We start from the raw sequence: 19,078 nt of genomic DNA on the forward strand, positions 1-19,078 counted from the left end.
CGGGTGGCTTTTTATTGTCTAAAGTAAAGTGAAATGAACATTGAAGCATATCTTGATGACTTTATTAAACGCGAAGTTGTTTATGTAAATAATCTTGCAGATCGGAGAGGTACAACAAAATATGGTATTGCGAAAGCTGTTGTACATGCAAACAATTATAAAGGAACTATAAGTGATTTGCCTCTAGATGTAGCTAAGTCTATTTATCGGAAGCAATAATCACTATTTTTAAAGGCTTGTTTCTCTATTAATAATAGGTTGAAACTTATTGGTAAGTCTGTTTTTATCTGGAAAATTATAAGCCATTTTACTTGTTATAATGGCTTATTTATTAAACAATCATTACTTTTTGATTTACTCATCCTGTCAGTTTTACTGTTGTTAATTTGAAAAAATATAATATTTATAACTTATATATATCTTATTTGTATAACGATAACATTTTTGATTATTAAATCATTTTAAAATTACATATTATTTTAATTAACAATACTTAAATATTACACAATAAAATTTATTCTTAATATTTTTGCAATAATTTTCTGTGTTGGAAGATTATCTAATTGGAAATTATTTAAAATTAATTTGTTTATTAACAATAATTTATGTTTGTTTTTTAAATAGATTTATTACGAGAAATCTACACCAATCCGAATTACATAATTTTTAAACATAGTTTATATAATATGCTTTATTGACATAAATAGAAAAAATATATGGCAAAGAGGTCAATGATATTTAATTAACTTAAGAATCATAATTTGCACCAAATTTTACGCTGTCACGATTCATTGAATAAAACCAAGTGAAAAGTTACGTAAAAAAGAAACCAATAATTTTATTGGCTTAAATAAAAAATCGAATATTACAAATAAGCGGAATGAATATGGATAACGTAGCTCAGCTAGAAACTGATACTAATTTCCAAAGTCGAAAGAAAATAACTTGGGGTGTTTTTAGTGTCCTGCTGTTATTTTTAGTTGCCGGTATCGTATATTATTTTTTGGTATATCGATTCTATCAATCTACTGATAATGCTTATGTGCAAGCCGATGTGACTTGGGTTATGCCAAAGATTTCTGGCGAAGTGATGGAGTTATTAATTAACGATAATCAGGTGGTAAAAAAAGGGGAAACTTTAGCAGTATTAGATCACCGCGATTATCAAGCTCGTTATGACCAAGCCCGTTCTGTGGTCAGCCTAAAAGAAGCCGCACTGGGCGTACAACAACAAAATGAAAAGTCTGCCAAGTCGTCAATTACGGAAGCAAATAGTGGTGTAGTGGCAGCACAAGCCGACCTATCACGTTTGAAAAAAGAATATGAGCGTTATCAAGACTTATTAAAAGATGGCGTAATTACCCGTCAAAACTTTGAAGGTGTTCAGTCTCAATATTTAACCGCTCAGGCACAACTTAGTAAAGCACAAGCCGCCGTCAATGCAGCAGAAGCTCAGTTAGGCAGTTTACAGGCCAGTCGAGCACAGCTTTTAGCAGATATTCAAAGTGCCAATGCAAACTTAAACCTGTATCAAGTCGATTTGGCTTCATCAAAAGTGGTGAGTCCTGTAAGCGGTAAGATCGGTAGCCTTGCAATTCAAAAAGGCTCACGCGTTTCTCCGCAAACCCGCTTAATGGCCATCATTCCTGAAAATAGTTTGTATGTACAAGCCAATTTCAAAGAAACCCAAATTGAAAAAATGCATGTTGGTCAGAAGGTGAAGTTAAAGCTCGATGCCTATCCGAGCCTGACCTATACCGGAAAAATTGAGAGTTTTTCACCAGCTTCAGGCGCGACTTTCTCACTGATGCCACCAGACAATGCAACAGGCAACTTTAACAAAGTCGTACAGCGTATTCCTGTACGTATTGCCATAGATTCAAGCCCACATATTGATTTGATAAAACCTGGAATGTCGGTGAGTGCCACCGTTGACCTAAGAACTTAATAAAAAATTTTAGGTAATAAGAAAATGAATAAGCATGTTGAAGCCGAGTGGAGGTTTCCCGCAAAAACTGCATGGGCAATTTTTGCTGCCATGATTTTTGGCAACTTCATGGCGATTCTTGATATTCAGATTGTGGCGAGTTCTCTAAACGAAGTTCAAGCTGGTATGAGCGCAAGTCGATATGAAGTCACTTGGGTACAAACGGTTTATTTAATTGCCGAAATTATTGCAATTCCAATGTCGAGTATTGTCTCGCGGGTGCTTTCAACACGGGTGTATTACACCATTTGTGCAATTGGTTTTACGGTGAGTTCTTTACTTTGTGCTTTGTCGTGGAACTTGGAAAGTTTACTGGTGTTCCGTGGCATTCAAGGCTTTATGGGCGGTGGCATGATTCCGACTTCCATGACGGCGTTGTACTTACTGTTCCCCGAACCAAAACGGTCATTGCCTTTGGTCATGTTTGGCATGATCAGTACTTTAGGGCCCGCGATTGGCCCCACCATTGGCGGTTGGCTCACCAATAATTTCTCATGGCACTGGATGTTCCTGATCAATATTATTCCGGGCATTATCATTGCCACGGTCATTTACTCAGGTCCAAATATCGACCGTGCCAATTATTCACTCATCAAAAGCATGGATTGGTTTAGTCTGGTCGGTATGGCGATGTTTTTAGGTGGGCTTGAATATTTCCTCGATGAAGGTGCACGACATGACTGGCTTGCAGACACAGGCGTTCGTATTGCTTTTATGGTCTGCCTGATAGGCGGCATGATTTTCTTCTCTCGAAGTTTTACCCAGCCTAAGCCTTTGCTCGATTTATCGGTATTTAAAAATAAAAACTTTACATTAAGTGCCATTACAACGTTTGTGATTGGTATGGCCCTGTATGGCTTGGGTTACATGATTCCCGTGTTTCTTGGGCAAGTCCGTGAAATGAACAGTAGCCAAATTGGTCACGTCATGATGGTGACAGGCATTGTCATGTTCTGTTTTGCGCCGTTCCTTGCATGGCTTATTCCTAACTTCGATACCCGCAAAACCGTATTTGTTGGAATGGTTCTGGCTGGCTTTGGTGTATGGCTCAATTCGCACCTCAGCATTCACAGCGATTACGACTTTATGTTTTGGCCGCAAATTTACCGCGGTATTGGTCTTATGATCTGCCTAATTGTGGTGTCGCATTTGGCTATGAGCACTTTGCCACTCAGTAAAGTGGCCGATGCCAGCGGTATTTATAACCTGATGCGTAACATTGGCGGTGCGGTTGGACTGGCGCTGATTAACTCATCCTTAGACTGGCTGACCGCCATGCATGTCACACAAATTAATCAGGCGATGACACCGCAAAACTGGATTTTTACAGAGCGACTTGATCAGCTCACGGCGCAATATCAAGAAGTCGGTGCAAATGCTCAGCAAATCGCATTGAGTGTGATTTACCGCGACATTCATTTTCAGGCACTGACATCGAGCTTTAATGACTTATTACGCATGCTCGCAATCATTATGTTTGTGACCGCATTTTTAACCATCTTTATGGACAGGGGGAAGAAAATGAATATGTAAAGTTTTAGCAGTAGAGGGCAGCTTTTAAAGAATGAAAAACAATAGGGCATATCAAAACGTATCCCTTCTTAGAAAAAGAACATTTATACGAGTTTCCAACATCGCCTTATGAGCGAGCGGAACTCACAGATCTGGATGTGGGAGATTAAAGTATTATGATTAATACAACATATAAACTGATTTCAAAATTGAACCTGAAAAACGCAACTTATGGGCAATATTTTGAAAAAGAGCAAATTGATACTGATCGACTAAAAGTGATGTATTCCATTTACGAACAGTATTATGAAAATACCAGATTTTCTATTTTTGTAGACGATTTTAAAAATAAAAGCGGTGCGATCTTAATTTTTGACTCTGAGACAGATGAGATTGTCGGTTTCTCGACTGTGGTGGTTCAGCACTTCTACTTAAACGGTAAAGACTACACCGTGTTGTTTAGCGGTGATACGGTTATTTTGAAGAAGTTTTGGGGCACGCGTAGTCTACAAAGTACCATGCTCAAACTCATGATCAAGTTAAGAGTGAAATATCCATTTAACGAACTCTATTGGCTCCTGATTTCTAAAGGTTATAAGACCTATCTCTTACTCGCCAATAATTACTATGTGTATTACCCAAACATAAAAGATGAAAACCAACATCTTTCGGAAGTGGTTGAGCACTACTGTGAGAAATTCTTTGGGGAATACTACGACCGTGAAGCAGGCTTACTTAACTTCGGTGATGACTATCAGCCACTAAAAGGTGAAGTCGCACCGATTACTGCCGAAATGCGAGAAAAGAACCCAAATATTCATTTCTTTGAACAAAAAAATCCAACTTGGAAAGCAGGCACAGAACTGCCGTGTATTGGTCGTCTAGGCTGGAAAGATATTGCTCGTTTCCCAGTCAAGCTCATGACGAAGCCGACCAGTAAAGGAAAGTTTGAAGCTTGTGTAACCCATAAAACAAAACGTAGAGAGGCTATCCAATGAAATCTAATGAATGGCTGACTCTCGGCTCGCATCTTATTTTAAAAAAATGGTGTGATGCATCTGACCGTAATTTCCAAAAACAGTTTAATGCTTTAGAAACCACACAACGTCAAATTTTGCATTCGATATTACAGACCTCTACCTTTGCCAAAGATAAAAAGGTTCAAAACTATGAGCAGTTTGTAAAAACCTTTCCTGCGACTCGCTATAGCGCATGGCGAGAAGACATTCAGCGTTACCGTGAACAAAAGCTTTCACTGTCGAGCAGTAAGTTGGTTCGTTTCCAGCCGACCAGTGGTTCGAGTGAACAAATCAAGTTTATTCCATACACCAAGCTGTTTTTAGATGAACTTGACCATGCAATTGCGCCGTGGATGGCAAGTTTATACCGTAAGTGTCCAGAGCTGAGTTCGGGTACACATTACTGGTCGGTGTCATGGTTGCCTGAAAGTCAGCGTGAAGTTTTAAAAGATAAAAATCTAAATGATGATAGTGCGCTACTTGGCGTAGGTAAACGTATATTGTCTAAATTTACTCAAGCCGTTCCAAGTAACGTCGCATTTGCAGCGAATGCCGATGATGCACTGTTTGCCACCATTTGCTATTTGGTCGCAAACCGTAACCTAGCCATGATTTCGGTGTGGAGTCCAACGTTTGCGCTGCAATTGCTCGAACGTTTAGAGTTGCTACAACAAGACGTGATTGAGGTTTTACAAAGTGGTTCATGGGGCAACCGTCAGGCTTCATTAAAAGAAGTCACTGCACCGCATAGCCCTGAAAGTGCTCAAGCCCTAATTGACAGTTCAAACGGCGCACAGATCGACTTTAAAAAACTTTGGCCAAAATTAAGCTTAGTGTCGAGTTGGGATACTGCAGGTTCAAAAGCTTGGGCAGAAAAATTAAAAGAGAAATTACCCAGTGTTCAGTTTGAAGGCAAAGGGTTATGGGCAACCGAAGGTGTAGTGACTATTCCCTATAATGACCAATACCCACTGGCATATCAAAGTCATTTTTACGAGTTTGAATACTTAGAGGGTGAGAAACAAGGTCAAATCGTTCCTTCATGGCAGCTTAAACAAGGTGATGTGGTCAGCCCACTGATTACTTCGGGGAATGGCTTGCTACGTTATTGTCTGGATGACTGCTTAAAAGTGACTGGCTTTAAAGAGCAAATTCCGTGTTTTGAGTTTCAAGGCCGCCGTTTTGGTGTGGATCTGGTTGGTGAGAAACTTGCACCTGAAACCGCTCAACAGTTGTTGTCTCAGTTAAATGAAACCGAGTCGAAAGCAATTTCTTTACTCGCGATTGATACCCAACAACAAGTTAAACCATTTTATTGTGTGCTTTTTGAAGGTGAAATTCATCACAGCATTAGCAATGAATATATCGACAGTATTTTACGTCAAAACTTCCATTATGAACTTGCACGAAACTTGGGACAGCTTGACGAGCCGCAAATTCGCCAAGCCAATAATGGCTGGAATGCCTATAAGCAACTGGTCATGTTTGATGGCATTATCGAAGGCAATATCAAGCCTGAGCCACTTAAAAAAGTCACCCTCAATAGTTTGGAACAACTATGAAAGGGATGAAGTCATTAAATACTCGTTTTTTAACACTTCGACACGCCTTATATTTAGGCGTGTTGGTTGTGTCGAATACACATGCCATGACTTTAGACGAGGCGTTGTCTGCCAGTTTAAGACATGAAAGTCAGCTTGAAATCAGCCGTTTAAGCGTAAACAAATCTACTGCTATGCTTGAGCAAGCTAAACAGCGTGATGGACTTAAAGTCAATTTAGTCGGGCAACTGGACTATGAGCGAATAGATACGCCGCCAAAAGTCATGTTTCCAACTGAAGGAAACCGTAAAGGCCGAAGTTTGCAGTTACAGGCTGATTATCCGATTTATACCTCTGGGCGGCATCGTTTGGGTGTAGATATTGCCGAAAGTCAGCTTTCAGCCCAAAACCAAGGCTTGTCAGATCAACGGTCGGAAACCATTTTAAATACCGTAATGGTCTATACCGACGTATTAAAAAAGAAAGCCATTTTAGAACTTAGACAAAAGACTATGGCGAACTTGCAACGGTCTTTATATGAGTCAAAGCGCCGTTTTGATGTAGGCATGATTACCCGTGCAGACTTGGCTCAAGTTTTGGCGCAAGTCGCGCAAGGCCAAGCCGATATTACACAGGCGCAGTCTAACTTGACTGTAAGTGAAGCGCAGTTTTATCAAGTAACTGGTACAACACCTGACAACCTTGTTGCGATTAAACAACTACCTGCTATACCGAATGGGTTAGATGAGATTTTGGCTCAAACCAAAAACCATCCGGCTTTAATGCGCGCTAAATATGAAATGCAAGCCGCAGAGAAACAATATGCTTTAACTAAACGGGAACTCTGGCCAACTGTTATGCTGACCAGCCGTGCCGGAAAGCAAGATGAAGCGAGCTATATTGGCTCTGAAAGTAACAACTATATGGTTGGGGTACAGCTCAATGTACCGCTCTATGACGATGGTTTAAATCGCGCCAATGTCAAAAAAGCGCAGGCCGATATCGATTTAGCTCATCAGAAAATACGAAGCCTTGAACTGGACTTAAATAAGCGTACCCGTACCACCTATGCGCAGCTTCAAACCATCCGACAAAATAAAGATGCATTGGCAAATGCCATAGAGGCAGCGTCTATTGCCTTTGTCTATACACGTAAAGAGTTTGATGTAGGCACCAAAACCACTTTTGATTTGCTTAATACCGAGCAGAAACTACTCGATGCACAAACCCAAAAAACCGTAAATGACCAAGACGAAGTGGTGTTTGTTTATCAACTACTCGACCAAATGGGACGTTTAAATAGCTTGGTTCCTATGCAGACCGCACAACAGGTGAATAATGAATAAAACAAATCCACCACTGGCAGAAAACCTCATTACCCGTGAAGCGACTTTGGCAGATGACCAGGCTTTACGAGACCTAATAGCTGTGCCGATGACCACCAAAGGCATACAAATTAGCTTTCAGCGTGAACCGAGTTATTTTGGAGCGTCTGACATTGTGTATCGGCATAAATTACATGTGGTGATTGAAGACACCGAAAGTCAAAAAAATGTCGCTTGTTATAGCAATGGTTACCGCCCATGTTATGTCGATCGGAACGTTCAAAACTTGCGATACGCTGGCGACTTACGGGTAGATCATAGCTATCGGGGTAAATCACTAGTGAAGGTATTAGCCAAGCATGTAAAACAGACCATGCATGCACCCAACTTTAGCCAAATGATTATTTTTGATGATAACCATGCCGCACGCGCCGCTATACAAACGGGTAAAACGGGAATGCCCGATTATTATGATGAAGGGCTTATAGAGACACTCAGCCTGACGAGTACAGGCATAAAACGAAAAATCACAGCTTTTCTAAAACAGACTTCTAAACAGAGTCATCTTCAAGAGATCCGTACATGTACAGCCGAAGCTGAGCACGTACCAGCCATGAACCAGTTTATTGCCGATATGGCAGAGTTTTACAACTTTATACCTGCCTATGACTTTGAAGAACTTGCCCAAGGACATCAATATTTTTCAGGTATGCAACTCTCAGACTTTTCACTTTACTTTAGGGGTGAAAAACTGGTGGGCATGTTTGGCTTGTGGGATCAGCATAGTATTAAGCAAACCAAGATTCTAAATTATAGTTCGGCTATAGGTGTGCTTAGACCCGTTTATAACTTGCTAACCCCAATGACTAAAGGCATGCGTTTGCCTAAACTGGGTGATTCTATTCAGTACCATGTATTGCATACGCTTATGTGCCATCCCGAAGATTTGGCTTTGCATCATAAAATGCTCGAAGATGCCTATAACCAGTCAAAACAACAGGGCGTTGGTGTCGTGAGTTTTACGCTTTCCCATAAAGACCCGCGTTATCAGTTAAATCAGTTCTATAAAGGTGAACGTTTAACGGGTATGCATGGTTTTATTAGTTATGAGGGCGACCCAAGACCAAATTTTGATAAAAACCTGATTCCATACTTAGAGGTTGGGCGTATTTAACCCTTAGATAGCTTCGCCGTAGGTCATTAATGCGCAAATATTTGCTCATTTTTAGGCAAATTAAATAGATTTGAGCAAATATATGCGCAAAATGGTGAATGTCAGCTAGAGCAAGAGACTTTTTGATGCTAATTTTGATTACGTTACAAAATCAAAATGAATGATTTGGGATTTACTAAAACTGGCTAACTTTTCAGCCCAACCTATCTTGCGCCGTTGAAACAATTAGAATGGTTTGAAGGTAATAATCGACACGTGAGTGATTATTGTCCTTATGTGAGTTATGAGCATTAAAGGCTGCATCATGAAGTTTCACCACTCGAGCAATTGGATTTGAACTACAACGAATTAAATACTCTTTGCGTGTTTCATCTTCTCGTTTAGTTAATGCATCTACAGCATCGCGGATTTCTTTTCCAAATAAACTTTCGATTTTGTCTAGCGTAAGAGGCGTGTCTTCAACACTATCGTGGAGAAGGGCAGTAATAATGTAGATTTCTGAAAATTGATGCTCGATTAATGAATTGACCACACCTTTAATATGGTACTCAAAGTAATCATGAGGGCCATACTTTTGACCTTGATGAGATTCTTTTGACAATTTCTCTGCGAGTTCAACTTGATTTTGAGTCATTTTTTGCTCTTATCACTTTAAGTATATGACGCGGCCTAATTTGTAAGATGGTCGCTTAGGTCATAATTTTATACTGAATAGTGACTCATACGAATACTTCTTAATTAACTATTTTATCTACTGATTCGGTATCGATAAACTTAGAGGTTATTCATTAAATATTGTTTAGCCAATTTCATATTTACATCTTCATTCACGCTATTCTAGTGCTAGGATAATTACCCTTAATGAACTCAATCTCCCATACCCAGTCATAAATGAGCTATTACTGGTTTTGCCTAAGGTTCAGGTTAAATAAAACTATCCCCACCTCATGTGTGGAAACAAGATATCAAGAGAAACAATGGATATTTATCGGTACACAGAAAATCTTTCTTTATTCGTTGAAATAGCAAGATGTGGTTCATTTTCTGCGGTTGCACGCCATCACGGCGTAAACCCGTCATCGATCATACGAAAAATTGATATGCTTGAAGAAGTAATGAAAGCCCCGTTATTTACACGCAGTACACGTGGTCTTCATTTAACTGAAGTGGGCGATGCATTGTTTAATCGTGCGGTGGGAGTGCTTGAAGAACTCAAGGATATGCGAGATGAAATCGTTTCTTTAAATGAAGAAGTGACAGGAACATTACGCATTAGTTGTTTGCCGACATTTGCAAAACTTCATATTTTCCCGTGGCTGCCAGAGTTTAAATCTCGTTATCCCGATGTGAATCTTGTTCTTGATCTGACTGAGCAACTTGAAAATCCATCAATAGAACGCCTTGATGCAGCAATTCGTATTGGTAAATTGAAAAATAGTTCGTTGTATTCGACAAAAATAGCGCACCAGACTTGGGTTGCCTGTGCAAGTCCGCTTTATATTGAGCAATATGGTATGCCTTCTGGCCCAGAGGAACTTTCTGGTCACCATATTTTGGACAAGTACCATGATCCATATGCCGTATCGTGGAGCCGTATCATTGATACCGAGCAGAGAGACCATCGTTTATATATGCGTTGTAATGATTTTGACGCGCTGCGAAAAGCCGCCGTTTCAGGATTAGGGATTGTATTTTTACCTAACTGGGTGGTTGGTGAAGAAATTAAAGCAGGTCGATTGGTCAAAGTATTCGATGACCCACAACAGAAAGTTGATGATATTCATTTTCTGCGTGCACTTCCTAAAATGACGCCTAAACTCGCTGCGTTTTTACAGTTCTTGCGAGATAACCTTATGGCTGCCATTTAATGCTTAAATCTGCTGGCTAATAACTCTCTAACCCATATATTTGGCAAAGAACACGGTATTTTCTTGTGTTCTTTGCCGTTGTTTAACGAAATGGTCAGTAAGATATTCAATTAAATCAGGCAGTATCATTAACCATTTTATTCACATTCTTTTCTCTTACATTGAGCATGAGAACAAAACAAGAAACAATAAAGCCCATTACAGCAATACCAGTCCATCCGTACTGGACACTGATTTCAGCACCTATACGAGTTCCCACAGCACCACCTATAAAATAAGCGCACATAAAAACCGTATTTAAACGACTTCTGCCTTCTGTAGATAAAGCTAAGGCTCTCAGTTGATTTCCAACAAGGCCTGCTCGACCTCCAATATCGAGAAAAACAAGAGCAACGATTAATGCCAGTAGGTAATGAGAAGAAAAGAATACAGAGATAAAGCCCAAAGCTGCGATAACACTTCCTGTTAAAACAATCACTCTAGGGCTATAACGGTCAGCCATTTTCCCAATGTAAGGTGTAGCAAGAATGCCTGCAATGCCAGCAAACCCGAAACTACCCACAACATCACTACTAAAATGATAAGGTGGCCGTGCAAGTAAAAATGCAAGTCCACCCCATAAAGCACTGAACCCGCCAAACATTAATGCACCACATAAACACGATAATCTGAGATCACCTTCTTTTATAAAATAGGTGACAAGCGATTTTAGCAACGCAGGATAGGAAACCTGTGACGCGGTCGGTTTACTGTAGGGTAAAAGCTTAGGAACCATCATGAGCAAAGCAAGGTCTAGTACGGTCGCAACAATGTACATTGACCGCCAACCCAAATAATCTCCGACAAATCCGGATAGAATTCTGCCAAATAAGACACCAGCCATTAATCCGCTCATCACGGTCCCGACTGCTCGTCCTCTTTGCTCGGCAGGTGCGATGAGAGATACCATGGGAATGACAATCTGTGCGCCAATAGCGGTCATTCCAATCACAATATTTAACGCAATTAACTGTTCAATCGTTTGCGTGAAAGAAGCTACCGCCGAGGCAGTAGCATTAACACCCAATAGAATCATAAGCAGCTTTCTGCGTTCAAATCGATCGCCTAATGGCACGAAGAAAACAAGGCCTGCTGCATACGCCAATTGTACAAACATCGCCACAGAACTTGCATACTTTTCATCGACCGCGAAGTCTTTTGCAAAAAGTGCAAGCAAGGGCTGGTTGTAGTAAATATTGGCAACAGCAAAAGCACACAGACAAGCCAGAGCAAAATAACTACTTTGTGTTCTTTTCATAATAAATATCTGCCAAAGATGAACGAATAAAGCCAGTTGTACCCATTAATGAATATACAAATGAGGACGCTTATAAAATGGGTAGGAAGTACATATTTACTTTATGTATTAGGTTCATCTGACGGAATACTCAAATTAGGCATAAGAGTTTTGCACTGAGCGCAAAACTAAAAGAATTTACTCATTTTTATTTATTCATGCTTTGTTGATGTGAACCAAATTAACCCTTAAGTTTTTGAAATTTTAAACTTTAACTTAATGATATAAAAGATGATTGTAAATATTACTTAAGAGTTTCCTTAATTATCTAATTAAATGAAAAATAATAACTATTTAAATAATTTCTAGCCAATTTCACATTGACACCTCAAATATTGGAGATTACCATTTGCGGGCTGGCCACATTGCCAGTCGGTTTTAGCAGACCGTTTGTTTTGGACTACATCAGAGCTATTTCTTCTGAGGAATAGTTTTGCATGTAAATCTCGTTCCCTCCCGTAGCGGTAGGACGGGAGAGGGACACCCTCGGGTGTGCTGGAGTCCAAACCAGTCTGCTAACCCTCTTTCGTTCTGCCACCATAAATCTTATGCTCTGGCAGAACTCCATATATAAGGAGTTGGCTTTGCGCATCCATAATTTCTTGGCAACCTTTGCCAAAAGCTATAACAACACAGCTTAAAACATTTAACGCAGCTTGATCGCCGTAAGGCTTTTCAGGCTTTAGCTCGTTATTACTTAAAACTTCATCAACAACTAAAACTTGAGATGTGCTAGGCACAGTCTTTACGGCTTTGCTACGCTTTTTTTTTCACCTTTAGAAAAGTGGAAGGCTTTTATATCTCATTTATATACAACAAAAATTTAATTTATAACGGTAAAAATATGCAAAATTTAACTCTCCCAACACGTGCATTAAAAGTCGTAAATAAATCAATTGAGCTATTTCACTACAACGGGTTTCATATCGTCGGCGTGGACAGACTTGTGAAAGAGTCGGGTATTCCAAAAATGACGTTTTATACCTACTTTCAATCTAAAGAACGCTTTATTGAAATTTGCCTGATCGTACAAAAAGAACGACTCCAAGAAAAAGTAGTCTCTATGGTCGAATACGACGAATACACCAGTGCAGCCGATAAACTCAAAAAGCTCTATGATTTACACGCAGATATAGACGGGTTGTATTACTTGTTATTTAAAGCCATTTTTGAAACGAAAAATAACTACCCAAACGCGTACACAACCGCCGTGAGATATAGAACATGGCTCACCAATGAAATATATAGCCAGCTTAGAGCACTTAACTCCGATGCTTCTTTTACCGATGCCAAACTCTTTTTATATATGATCGAAGGCGCCGTCATTCAGCGTTTAAGTTCAGATGAAGTTGATGAAAGGGTGTTGGAGGTGTTTTTGAGGTGGATGTCGGCAACTAAGATTTAAGTTGTAGAGCAGATCTTTGATTTTATGATATAACGCAGTTGGATTGCCAACCGCATTTCACTCTGAAGGTTCTGGTTTTACTGTGCATTCTGTTATTAAGATGCACAGTTCATAAAATTAAAACAAATGTTAATAGTAAGTAATTTAACAATAGATTAAACAGACGATTGGCACTAATTTACTCTTAATTTTACATGCTATGTCTATACAATTGAAAATAATAAATATATAAATCATAGTGTTACTATTAGAAACTTCAAATGAGTTTTATTTATTCTGTATAATTTCATTTCCTAAAGCAATTGCTTCATTAAGAATTGCAAAAGTTTCTTGAAAAGCTTCTAGGGTCGAATATTCAGCATTATTCAGTAATCCTTTTGAATTTGTATCAACTAATACAGATTCTAACAATGCATAAAACATAACGATTTTGGAAGCTAAGTTTGCATTGAGCACGCCAATTTTATCAATATTGGATTTATAAACAGGAAAAAGATTTTGTTGTTGTTCAATTGAAGCTAGAACTTTAAAGGTTTTACCAGTTGCTAACTCATGAATGCATTCTTGAAGAAATTCTGAATATCTACGTTTTTCTATTAATTTCAATGTTGCTGTAATCTCGCTAATTATTGCTTTTTTAATTGTTTTAGCATGAATTCTGCTGTCATATCGTTTAAAGAAATACTGAATAAGGAAACTAATTCCTGCTGATAATATTGCTACAGCTATAGCTGTATTTAAGGTTGAATTCACTTTGAAAATTCCAATTTGAGTAGATGAAATTTGGGACAAATTAGTATTTAATTTTAAATATTCATATTATTTTAGATCACTTAGTAGCTTTTGATCTCTTGGTAATATCTAAAATTATCTTATTATGTAAATTTACTACTAGGTCTTTAGCTAAATAAGCTGAGTAAATTTTATAGGCATTTAATATTTCACTTGGTGTTTTATCTGGTATTGCTTCAATTAGAGGAGTGAAATTTTGTAATATGTCTTTATCCAGATTTTCTATGATTTTCTCATATTCCTCACACAATTTTATCGTATTGCTAATTGTTGAAAACATTTGCAAGTGAATTTTAAGCTCTCTTAGAAAAAATGAAATTTCGGTTTGTATTTTACTCGATATAATGAGTAATTGTGTCCTATCTTTAAAATCTAAATCTTGCTGAGAGCAAAGCTTACTAATTTCAATAGATTGTTCTAATGTGGACTTTAAAGTGTTTTGCAAATTAAAGAATGAATTTACTGCATTATTGATGTGTGAATTTTGGGTTTTATGGTCCTCAGTTACTCTCCAACCATTATAAACATATAGTGCTATAAATGCTGCAAAAAAAGCTGCTAAAGCCCCAAGAATTGATCCAAAAGCTGATATCATTTCTGCTTTTTCGGATAGGAAGTTTTTTAATGAAATATAAATAAGCATTGCTATACAGTAGACAATAGTAGTTATAAAGAACCAAAAAGATATTTTCTTGAAAATTTCCATGTAACCAAAACTTGTTTAAATAATAATTATATTTTAATTTTTTGTAATTAGAAATTCATCCCACCTAAATGAATTTCTACTCAATTTATCTCTACTCATTGACTAGTTGCGATTAGGAACAAAACAAGATCCGATACTAATTTTCTTCTTGCCAAATTTACTATAGATACCATCCATAGCTTGCACCAAATATTATTTTCCAGCCTATTATCATATTTAAGTAAAATTTTCTTAAAAAACATATAGTTAAAATTATTTTAAAAGATATGACCATTTGTCAGATTATATATATGTAATGTGTTTAAAAGGATTAAAATTTTAATACATAATGAAAAAAGGAAAAAATTATGAATAACTTTAATCAATCCGCAATATACTTAATACTTAGTTTTAGTTTAATAGGATGTACATCGTTTCAAATCAATAAAGAGCAGCAAGAGACAAGAAAAATGATAAGCGTGGATGAAGCATTGCCTCAAATTGCTGATGGTATAGTTGCGATGAAGAATAGATTGGATGCAGATAATGTAAAAGCTGGTGTTTATGTTGATGATATTGAGTTAGAGATCGCCTTAAATGCTAATGCAACAAAGGATGGGAAATTAACTATAGCAGCAGACCCATTAAGTTTAAAATCTTTATCCAAGAGTGCTCTTTCATTTGATGCTTCTCAAGCAACTAAAGTCGAAGATTTAAGAGGCAGTAAACTAATTATAAAATTCAAGAGTGCTAATCAATATAGTTTAGAATATCTTGACAAATTAAAAGGACTTGTAGATGTAACTGAAAAATCATCTTCTGAAAGCTCAGATAAACCATCTACTAAAAATACTAAGAAAGTAAATAAGAGTAAACTAATTGATAAAAACTCAATAGTGCAGACTGTAAAGAATAAAGCGAATGCTCAGCATGTTCTGTCTCAGCAGATACCAATATCCCCATAATAACTAGATAGGACTAAAAACAATCATATAGATTCATAATCTATATGATTGTTTTTAGATTGAATGGATAATACTAATTAATACAATATATTGGCTTTATGGTTTGGACTTAAAAATTTATCCTATAGCCACCTTATTCGTCAGAAATTTTTAAAATAAATTGTACTTTTAGATACCATTACTCTAGCAGTTTCAACTTTTTAAGCCTTGCCCGAATGGCTCCAGAGCTTCTTTCTAATATCTTAGAGATTTCTTGAACACTTTTTCCTTCTTCCATAAAAGAGTCGATTAATCTCACTTCTTCATCTTCCGTCCAAGCTTGGTATGCATTTGTACCGATAGGAGTTTCCGCTTCTTTATTTTTTTTGATAATAATTTCAGTTGCAGGTTTAAGACCATTAATGATCTCTGCTATTTCACTAAAATAGCCTATATTTTTATGAGAAATCATATATAGATTTTCTTTAGCCCTAGTCATTGCCACATAAGTTAATTTACGTTCAGTATCTTCATCTCTAACAAGCTTTGCTGTAATTCTTGGCATATTTTCTAAACCAATCAAAAACACGTGATCAAATTCCAAGCCTTTTGAAGATTCAAAATTTAGAATTTTAATATTTAATTCTTTTAAATTAAGTGTCTTTTTATCATTGCTTGTAATAATAAACTTATAAGAAATATTGGAGGCATGCTCTTCAAAAGCCTTTTTAAGAAGTACATCTAATTTTTCTTGAGATTCATGTCTAGCGATCAAAATCGCTATAGAGTTTTCAGGATGTCCATTGTTAACAAGATATTTTATCTTTTTAACTATTAGATTAATCGTCTCTTGGAGATTCTGGCTTTGATAGGTGATAGGGAATAAACCTACTTTGCACTCACCTGTATCTGGATCTAATACCCGATCAAAGTCATCCTCAGCAACTAAACTGTCTAGTTTTTTACTGTTCAAGAAATTTCTTGCAGTCACCAGAATCTCTTTAGTATTGCGGTAACAACGCATCAATTCTGTTGGTTTTTTCCCTTGAACTTCAAGACCAAAAGATCTCCAACTAGGTCTTTTTCTATTAAAAATATTCTGTGCTGGATCGTAGCAGAATAAAATACTATTAGTTTCTGGGTTTAAAATTTTTACTAAACTTTGTATCCATTCCTGTGTGAAATCCTGTCCTTCATCAATAAGAATAGCATCGTATTTTTCTAAGAAATTTGTGCTTTCGACATATGAATTTAATATTTCTGCAACTCTTAAATTATATTGGTCTTGCGATTCGTCATCTAATTTTTTTAGATTGGCATTAGTAATTTTCTTAACTAAACCATGAAAAGTTGATATTTCCAAGTTCTCAACATCATTGTCACTCATCATATTTTGGATATGATTGCATAACGTATTGTTAAAACAGACAACTAGAACTTTCCAGTCCGGATAGACAGAGTTTAGATATTTAGCTCGGCACGCTATAACAAGAGATTTCCCACTTCCGGCCACACCTTTTAAAATACGATGCCCAGCACCAATATTCTTGGCAATCATCTCTTGTTGAATATCTAAAGTCATTAACTCCTGAGGTTGAGCATCAAAAAGATCATCATTCTCAAAAGTATTAATACGAATCTCAGGAAAAAGTAAATATCGTAATGTCTTTACTTGAGTATAAGTAAGCGGTTCAAAATAGAAAAACTCTTTAAAATGAAGGTGAATTTTTCGAATCAATTCTTTTCGGCTATCTTTATTTTCAAGATCATATTCAAGTTCATCCTTGAATAAAATCTTGTTTTGCTCGTTTATACCTTCTTCTAATAAGCCTAATGCAACTGCATCGCTACGATAAATATTAGTATAAAAAACACTATGTGTAATAGGAAAAAGGGGGTTGCCTTCATAGAAGCCACTTTTTGCTATTAAAGAATCATTCATTTTACATTTATTACGAAGATTCATAGCAACTGTACGAACCTGAGCTCTAGGGTTTGGAACGGCATGAGCTTTATCTTTACGATAAAACGTTCCTGTAAATTGCGTTGGGTTAACTTCTTTAAAATTACTTTTTGACCAATCTTTTACTTCTATTGCCAGTAAACCATGTGTAGGGAGCCAAAGTATAAAATCAGAATAACGACCCAAAGCCTCTGTTTCGTACCAAACGATAGCATCTTGATCAGCAAACAAGTCTTGTAGAAATTTATAAACTTTTCTTTCGCCTAGCGTGGTGTTGTCTACATTATTTAGCGTAGTAGGCACCATATCAACCATAGCTGTTTTCCTTTAAATTTATTAAATCAGAAATTATTTTTTGAAGTAGGTACGTTTTAATTTTTAGTAATGAATATAGTATTCAGCGAAGATACCTTAGAACTTCTAAACTGCATAAAACTTAAAACAGTAGACAGTTTAAGTTCTCTGATTATCAAGTCCTACTTAAGCGGCCAAATAATACAAGAAGATGTAATAGAAAAGATACCCCATATCTGCATAAAAATGGGGTATAGTTTGCGCGTGGAGTAATAGTTGGAAAGAAAATGAAGTTGAGGAGATCAAAATTTATTATAGGCATATTGATTACAACTTTAATGATCATATGTTTGATTAAATTCAATGCTACGATTAATTTTAATGATAAATATGTACCACTTTTTGTTGGTATTTTAGTGTCGACGACAAGTCTTATTAGTGTATGGATAACAAATTTCTTTAATAATAAACATAATTTAAATCGACAAAAATTTGAAAGTGACCAAAAAGAGCAAGAAAGAATACATAGTATGAGGAAAGAAATCTATCTAAATGCAAGTGATAGAATAATTGAATTAAGCTCTATGATTGGAAATCTTGTAGATCCTGTGGGGAAGGTAGATCAAGCTCAAAAAACTTTTACTGATTTTTTAATAACTATGAATAGATTGAGACTAATTGCGGATATAGACACATCAGAAAAAAGTAGTAGAGTTGTTCGTGCCTTTTTAAATTTTTATATGGATGTTTATTTAGATGCTCATGAAATAATTGATATAAATAATAATATTAACTTAAATCAGGATTTTTTTAATAAATTCACTAAAGATATAGACAGAACCTTAGATTTAATGAGAGTCAATTTTGAATCGGATGAAGTAAATCTAGAAAAATATAAAAAATTAGAAGCTTCTATGGAATACTTTTTTGAACAAAGAAATCAATATCATAAATCTATAAATGATTTACTTAAGAAAAAAAATAATTTAAGTGAAAACTTAGCTCTAAAAGTTGCTCATAGAATGCCTTCTATTCAACTTGAGTTAGTAGAGTTAACCGTTTTATTAAGAAAAGATATTTTTGGAGAAGATGGTTTAGTTCAATTTTCTCAAGATTTAAAAAGTGAAATAGGTGACAGTAGTCAATTTTTTGAAGATATGATTAATAAGATTAAATTGAATGAGTAATTAACTTATATTTACGTTAAAGCAGTTTAAAAAGCCCTGAGTCTTC

At 36.5% G+C, this 19,078-nt stretch carries 16 protein-coding genes and 2 pseudogenes; 11 read left to right on the forward strand and 7 right to left on the reverse strand.

What is annotated here, in order from left to right; translation table 11 throughout:
• Window positions 1–33: 33 nt before the first annotated feature.
• The 7 genes and pseudogenes from ACIF8R_RS15580 to ACIF8R_RS15610 form a co-directional block, all read left to right on the forward strand.
• Window positions 34–216: pseudogene (locus tag ACIF8R_RS15580) on the forward strand (glycosyl hydrolase 108 family protein); the annotation flags it as partial.
• Window positions 217–886: 670 nt separating this feature from the next.
• The gene (locus tag ACIF8R_RS15585) at window positions 887–1,948 is read left to right on the forward strand and encodes an HlyD family secretion protein (protein ID WP_396481735.1); all 1,062 of its coding nucleotides are present in this window, start codon (window positions 887–889) and stop codon (window positions 1,946–1,948) included.
• A 24-nt stretch (window positions 1,949–1,972) separates the two neighbouring features.
• Window positions 1,973–3,520, forward strand: coding sequence for a DHA2 family efflux MFS transporter permease subunit (locus ACIF8R_RS15590; protein ID WP_004701515.1), 1,548 nt, complete (start codon window positions 1,973–1,975; stop codon window positions 3,518–3,520).
• Window positions 3,521–3,708: 188 nt separating this feature from the next.
• Window positions 3,709–4,497, forward strand: a complete 789-nt coding sequence (locus ACIF8R_RS15595; protein WP_396481856.1) for a hypothetical protein — start codon at window positions 3,709–3,711, stop codon at window positions 4,495–4,497.
• Entirely contained in the window at window positions 4,494–6,080 is a 1,587-nt protein-coding gene (locus ACIF8R_RS15600; RefSeq protein WP_396481738.1) for a GH3 auxin-responsive promoter family protein, read from the forward strand. Before ACIF8R_RS15595 ends, ACIF8R_RS15600 begins: the two co-directional genes overlap by 4 nt.
• Window positions 6,077–7,405, forward strand: a complete 1,329-nt coding sequence (locus ACIF8R_RS15605) for a TolC family protein (RefSeq protein ID WP_396481740.1) — start codon at window positions 6,077–6,079, stop codon at window positions 7,403–7,405. The genes ACIF8R_RS15600 and ACIF8R_RS15605 overlap by 4 nt, the downstream gene beginning before the upstream one ends.
• Window positions 7,398–8,558, forward strand: a complete 1,161-nt coding sequence (locus ACIF8R_RS15610; protein WP_396481742.1) for a hypothetical protein — start codon at window positions 7,398–7,400, stop codon at window positions 8,556–8,558. The genes ACIF8R_RS15605 and ACIF8R_RS15610 overlap by 8 nt, the downstream gene beginning before the upstream one ends.
• A 193-nt stretch (window positions 8,559–8,751) precedes the next feature.
• Here the strand turns inward: ACIF8R_RS15610 and ACIF8R_RS15615 are convergent, their stop codons facing one another.
• Complete coding sequence (locus ACIF8R_RS15615) at window positions 8,752–9,192, reverse strand: HD domain-containing protein (protein ID WP_396481744.1); 441 nt, start codon at window positions 9,190–9,192, stop codon at window positions 8,752–8,754.
• 343 nt (window positions 9,193–9,535) lie between these two features.
• On the opposite strand from ACIF8R_RS15615, the gene ACIF8R_RS15620 reads away from it, so the two are divergent.
• Window positions 9,536–10,426, forward strand: a complete 891-nt coding sequence (locus ACIF8R_RS15620; protein WP_396481746.1) for a LysR family transcriptional regulator — start codon at window positions 9,536–9,538, stop codon at window positions 10,424–10,426.
• A 115-nt stretch (window positions 10,427–10,541) separates the two neighbouring features.
• Here the strand turns inward: ACIF8R_RS15620 and ACIF8R_RS15625 are convergent, their stop codons facing one another.
• Window positions 10,542–11,723, reverse strand: coding sequence for an MFS transporter (locus ACIF8R_RS15625; RefSeq protein WP_396481748.1), 1,182 nt, complete (start codon window positions 11,721–11,723; stop codon window positions 10,542–10,544).
• A gap of 554 nt (window positions 11,724–12,277) precedes the next feature.
• The gene (locus tag ACIF8R_RS15630) at window positions 12,278–12,502 is read right to left on the reverse strand and encodes a hypothetical protein (RefSeq protein ID WP_396481750.1); all 225 of its coding nucleotides are present in this window, start codon (window positions 12,500–12,502) and stop codon (window positions 12,278–12,280) included.
• Between the two features lie 104 nt (window positions 12,503–12,606).
• On the opposite strand from ACIF8R_RS15630, the gene ACIF8R_RS15635 reads away from it, so the two are divergent.
• Window positions 12,607–13,167 carry a TetR/AcrR family transcriptional regulator gene (locus tag ACIF8R_RS15635; RefSeq protein ID WP_396481752.1) on the forward strand — a complete coding sequence of 187 codons (561 nt, stop codon included), beginning with the start codon at window positions 12,607–12,609 and terminating at the stop codon, window positions 13,165–13,167.
• 267 nt (window positions 13,168–13,434) lie between these two features.
• On the opposite strand, the gene ACIF8R_RS15640 is transcribed toward ACIF8R_RS15635, so the two are convergent.
• The 3 genes and pseudogenes from ACIF8R_RS15640 to ACIF8R_RS15650 form a co-directional block, all read right to left on the reverse strand.
• Entirely contained in the window at window positions 13,435–13,920 is a 486-nt protein-coding gene (locus ACIF8R_RS15640) for a hypothetical protein (RefSeq protein WP_396481754.1), read from the reverse strand.
• A 76-nt stretch (window positions 13,921–13,996) separates the two neighbouring features.
• Complete coding sequence (locus ACIF8R_RS15645; protein ID WP_396481756.1) at window positions 13,997–14,665, reverse strand: hypothetical protein; 669 nt, start codon at window positions 14,663–14,665, stop codon at window positions 13,997–13,999.
• 33 nt (window positions 14,666–14,698) lie between these two features.
• Window positions 14,699–14,854, reverse strand: a pseudogene (locus ACIF8R_RS15650) (DUF4113 domain-containing protein); the annotation flags it as partial.
• Between the two features lie 158 nt (window positions 14,855–15,012).
• Here ACIF8R_RS15650 and ACIF8R_RS15655 point away from each other — a divergent pair.
• Window positions 15,013–15,609, forward strand: coding sequence for a hypothetical protein (locus tag ACIF8R_RS15655; RefSeq protein ID WP_396481758.1), 597 nt, complete (start codon window positions 15,013–15,015; stop codon window positions 15,607–15,609).
• 178 nt (window positions 15,610–15,787) lie between these two features.
• Here ACIF8R_RS15655 and ACIF8R_RS15660 read toward each other — a convergent pair whose 3' ends face one another.
• Window positions 15,788–17,866 carry a 3'-5' exonuclease gene (locus tag ACIF8R_RS15660; protein ID WP_396481760.1) on the reverse strand — a complete coding sequence of 693 codons (2,079 nt, stop codon included), beginning with the start codon at window positions 17,864–17,866 and terminating at the stop codon, window positions 15,788–15,790.
• A 329-nt stretch (window positions 17,867–18,195) separates the two neighbouring features.
• On the opposite strand from ACIF8R_RS15660, the gene ACIF8R_RS15665 reads away from it, so the two are divergent.
• Window positions 18,196–19,032, forward strand: a complete 837-nt coding sequence (locus tag ACIF8R_RS15665) for a hypothetical protein (protein WP_396481762.1) — start codon at window positions 18,196–18,198, stop codon at window positions 19,030–19,032.
• Window positions 19,033–19,078 lie beyond the last annotated feature (46 nt).

The organism is Acinetobacter sp. ABJ_C4_1 (genome assembly GCF_044538495.1).
GTDB classification, from domain to species: Bacteria; Pseudomonadota; Gammaproteobacteria; order Pseudomonadales; family Moraxellaceae; genus Acinetobacter; species Acinetobacter nosocomialis_A.

Coding starts and splice junctions, on each gene's coding strand:
- ACIF8R_RS15590 (WP_004701515.1), top strand. CDS start 1,973: ATGAATAAGCATGTTGAAGCCGAGTGGAGGTTTCCCGCAAAAACTGCA.
- ACIF8R_RS15625 (WP_396481748.1), bottom strand. CDS start 11,723: ATGAAAAGAACACAAAGTAGTTATTTTGCTCTGGCTTGTCTGTGTGCT.
- ACIF8R_RS15615 (WP_396481744.1), bottom strand. CDS start 9,192: ATGACTCAAAATCAAGTTGAACTCGCAGAGAAATTGTCAAAAGAATCT.
- ACIF8R_RS15605 (WP_396481740.1), top strand. CDS start 6,077: ATGAAAGGGATGAAGTCATTAAATACTCGTTTTTTAACACTTCGACAC.
- ACIF8R_RS15645 (WP_396481756.1), bottom strand. CDS start 14,665: ATGGAAATTTTCAAGAAAATATCTTTTTGGTTCTTTATAACTACTATT.
- ACIF8R_RS15600 (WP_396481738.1), top strand. CDS start 4,494: ATGAAATCTAATGAATGGCTGACTCTCGGCTCGCATCTTATTTTAAAA.
- ACIF8R_RS15585 (WP_396481735.1), top strand. CDS start 887: ATGGATAACGTAGCTCAGCTAGAAACTGATACTAATTTCCAAAGTCGA.
- ACIF8R_RS15620 (WP_396481746.1), top strand. CDS start 9,536: ATGGATATTTATCGGTACACAGAAAATCTTTCTTTATTCGTTGAAATA.
- ACIF8R_RS15610 (WP_396481742.1), top strand. CDS start 7,398: ATGAATAAAACAAATCCACCACTGGCAGAAAACCTCATTACCCGTGAA.
- ACIF8R_RS15655 (WP_396481758.1), top strand. CDS start 15,013: ATGAATAACTTTAATCAATCCGCAATATACTTAATACTTAGTTTTAGT.
- ACIF8R_RS15660 (WP_396481760.1), bottom strand. CDS start 17,866: ATGGTTGATATGGTGCCTACTACGCTAAATAATGTAGACAACACCACG.
- ACIF8R_RS15635 (WP_396481752.1), top strand. CDS start 12,607: ATGCAAAATTTAACTCTCCCAACACGTGCATTAAAAGTCGTAAATAAA.